Source organism: Paraburkholderia sp. SIMBA_027, from assembly GCF_046535315.1.
GTDB lineage: Bacteria > Pseudomonadota > Gammaproteobacteria > Burkholderiales > Burkholderiaceae > Paraburkholderia > Paraburkholderia tropica.
The window spans coordinates 1-3,702 of sequence record NZ_JAWRWY010000048.1; the positions used below are offsets into that span (position 1 = coordinate 1).

A 3,702-nucleotide genomic window follows, 5' to 3' on the forward strand; every position below is an offset into this window, starting at 1 on the left:
CGGATCGCAGTCTGCAACTCGACTGCGTGAAGCTGGAATCGCTAGTAATCGCGGATCAGCATGCCGCGGTGAATACGTTCCCGGGTCTTGTACACACCGCCCGTCACACCATGGGAGTGGGTTTTGCCAGAAGTGGCTAGTCTAACCGCAAGGAGGACGGTCACCACGGCAGGATTCATGACTGGGGTGAAGTCGTAACAAGGTAGCCGTATCGGAAGGTGCGGCTGGATCACCTCCTTTCCAGAGCTCACGCACTCGCGTATCAAAGCGCTCACACTTGTCGGCTGTAATAAAGACAGACTCAGGGGTCTGTAGCTCAGTCGGTTAGAGCACCGTCTTGATAAGGCGGGGGTCGATGGTTCGAATCCATCCAGACCCACCAACTGGTCTGACGGGCAGTTCCCTGAAGTATGCATGACTGGGGGATTAGCTCAGCTGGGAGAGCACCTGCTTTGCAAGCAGGGGGTCGTCGGTTCGATCCCGTCATCCTCCACCAATCCTCAATGCCTAGTGTCCGGTGAAACACAAACCGGGTATTACGCATTGGCGATTGAGCCAGTCAGAGCGATGTGAGTAAAACCATGTCGGCTGTCGTTCTTTAACAATCAGGAAGAAGTAGTAAAGAGATTCATCTGAAACACACTTAGAGATGGGTGTGGAGTAAGTGAATCAGGGTTGTGATTGTATCAATGTATTTTTAAGTGATCGAAAGATTGCCTTGAAATACGGCGCAACACGAATACTCAACCTGTAGCGAGTGGATTGAGTGGTTCCTCCGGGGATCATGAGACACACCCGTTATAGGGTCAAGCGAACAAGTGCATGTGGTGGATGCCTTGGCGATCACAGGCGATGAAGGACGCGGTAGCCTGCGAAAAGCGGTGGGGAGCTGGCAAACAAGCTTTGATCCACCGATATCCGAATGGGGAAACCCACTCCGTATGGAGTATCCATGACTGAATACATAGGTCATGTGAAGCGAACGCGGCGAACTGAAACATCTAAGTAGCCGCAGGAAAAGAAATCAACCGAGATTCCCAAAGTAGTGGCGAGCGAAATGGGATCAGCCTGTACTCTTTATCTTCGTTGTTAGCCAAACGCTCTGGAAAGTGCGGCCATAGTGGGTGATAGCCCCGTAGGCGAAAACAGCGAGGAAGAACTAGGTGTACGACAAGTAGGGCGGGACACGTGAAATCCTGTCTGAAGATGGGGGGACCATCCTCCAAGGCTAAATACTCGTGATCGACCGATAGTGAACCAGTACCGTGAGGGAAAGGCGAAAAGAACCCCGGGAGGGGAGTGAAATAGATCCTGAAACCGCATGCATACAAACAGTCGGAGCCTCGCAAGGGGTGACGGCGTACCTTTTGTATAATGGGTCAGCGACTTACATTCAGTGGCAAGCTTAACCGAATAGGGCAGGCGTAGCGAAAGCGAGTCCGAACAGGGCGTTCAGTCGCTGGGTGTAGACCCGAAACCAGGTGATCTATCCATGGCCAGGTTGAAGGCACGGTAACACGTGCTGGAGGACCGAACCCACTAACGTTGAAAAGTTAGGGGATGAGCTGTGGATAGGGGTGAAAGGCTAAACAAACCTGGAAATAGCTGGTTCTCTCCGAAAACTATTTAGGTAGTGCCTCGTGTATCACCTTCGGGGGTAGAGCACTGTCATGGTTGATGGGTCCATTGCGGATTACGTCGCCATAGCAAACTCCGAATACCGAAGAGTGCAATCACGGGAGACAGACATCGGGTGCTAACGTCCGGTGTCAAGAGGGAAACAACCCAGACCGCCAGCTAAGGTCCCCAAATATGGCTAAGTGGGAAACGAAGTGGGAAGGCTAAAACAGTCAGGAGGTTGGCTTAGAAGCAGCCACCCTTTAAAGAAAGCGTAATAGCTCACTGATCGAGTCGTCCTGCGCGGAAGATGTAACGGGGCTAAGCCATATACCGAAGCTGCGGATGCACATTTATGTGCATGGTAGGAGAGCGTTCTGTAAGCCTGCGAAGGTGCGTTGAAAAGCGTGCTGGAGGTATCAGAAGTGCGAATGCTGACATGAGTAGCGATAAAGGGGGTGAAAGGCCCCCTCGCCGTAAGCCCAAGGTTTCCTACGCAACGTTCATCGGCGTAGGGTGAGTCGGCCCCTAAGGCGAGGCAGAAATGCGTAGCTGATGGGAAGCAGGTCAATATTCCTGCACCATTGTTGAATGCGATGGGGGGACGGATCGCGGAAGGTTGTCCGGGTGTTGGAAGTCCCGGTCCTTGCATTGGAGAAGGCGCTTTGGCAAATCCGGGCGCGGAATTCAAGGGTGTGAGGCCATGCTCTTCGGAGCAGAAGCAACTGGAAGTGGTTCCAAGAAAAGCCTCTAAGCTTCAGTTCAACAGTGACCGTACCGCAAACCGACACAGGTGGGCGAGATGAGTATTCTAAGGCGCTTGAGAGAACTCGGGAGAAGGAACTCGGCAAATTGGTACCGTAACTTCGGGATAAGGTACGCCCTTGTAGCTTGACTGGCCTGCGCCAGGAGGGTGAAGGGGTTGCAATAAACTGGTGGCTGCGACTGTTTAATAAAAACACAGCACTCTGCAAACACGAAAGTGGACGTATAGGGTGTGACGCCTGCCCGGTGCCGGAAGATTAAATGATGGGGTGCAAGCTCTTGATTGAAGTCCCGGTAAACGGCGGCCGTAACTATAACGGTCCTAAGGTAGCGAAATTCCTTGTCGGGTAAGTTCCGACCTGCACGAATGGCGTAACGATGGCCACACTGTCTCCTCCCGAGACTCAGCGAAGTTGAAGTGTTTGTGATGATGCAATCTCCCCGCGGCTAGACGGAAAGACCCCATGAACCTTTACTGTAGCTTTGCATTGGACTTTGAACCGGTTTGTGTAGGATAGGTGGGAGGCTGTGAAGCGGGAACGCTAGTTTCCGTGGAGCCGTCCTTGAAATACCACCCTGATCTGTTTGAGGTTCTAACCTTGGTCCGTAATCCGGATCGGGGACAGTGCATGGTAGGCAGTTTGACTGGGGCGGTCTCCTCCCAAAGGGTAACGGAGGAGTACGAAGGTACGCTAGGTACGGTCGGAAATCGTGCTGATAGTGCAATGGCATAAGCGTGCTTGACTGCGAGACTGACAAGTCGAGCAGGTGCGAAAGCAGGTCATAGTGATCCGGTGGTTCTGTATGGAAGGGCCATCGCTCAACGGATAAAAGGTACTCTGGGGATAACAGGCTGATACCGCCCAAGAGTTCATATCGACGGCGGTGTTTGGCACCTCGATGTCGGCTCATCTCATCCTGGGGCTGTAGCCGGTCCCAAGGGTATGGCTGTTCGCCATTTAAAGAGGTACGTGAGCTGGGTTTAAAACGTCGTGAGACAGTTTGGTCCCTATCTGCCGTGGGCGCTGGATATTTGAAGGGACCTGCTCCTAGTACGAGAGGACCGGAGTGGACGAACCTCTGGTGTACCGGTTGTCACGCCAGTGGCATCGCCGGGTAGCTATGTTCGGAAGAGATAACCGCTGAAAGCATCTAAGCGGGAAACTCGCCTTGAGATGAGATATCCCCGGGGCTTCGAGCCCCTTGAAGGGTCGTTCAAGACCAGGACGTTGATAGGTCAGGTGTGGAAGCGCAGTAATGCGTTAAGCTAACTGATACTAATTGCCCGTAAGGCTTGATCCTATAACAGGTGTGTCTTTG

The 3,702-nt window shown here is 52.8% G+C and carries 2 tRNA genes and 2 rRNA genes; all 4 read left to right on the forward strand.

What is annotated here, in order from left to right:
- Positions 1-240, forward strand: a 16S ribosomal RNA gene (locus tag SB764_RS37920); the annotation flags it as partial.
- Positions 241-305: 65 nt separating this feature from the next.
- Positions 306-382, forward strand: a tRNA-Ile gene (locus tag SB764_RS37925).
- A gap of 38 nt (positions 383-420) precedes the next feature.
- Positions 421-496 (forward strand) — tRNA-Ala (locus SB764_RS37930).
- Positions 497-804: 308 nt separating this feature from the next.
- Positions 805-3,684 (forward strand): 23S ribosomal RNA (locus SB764_RS37935).
- Positions 3,685-3,702 lie beyond the last annotated feature (18 nt).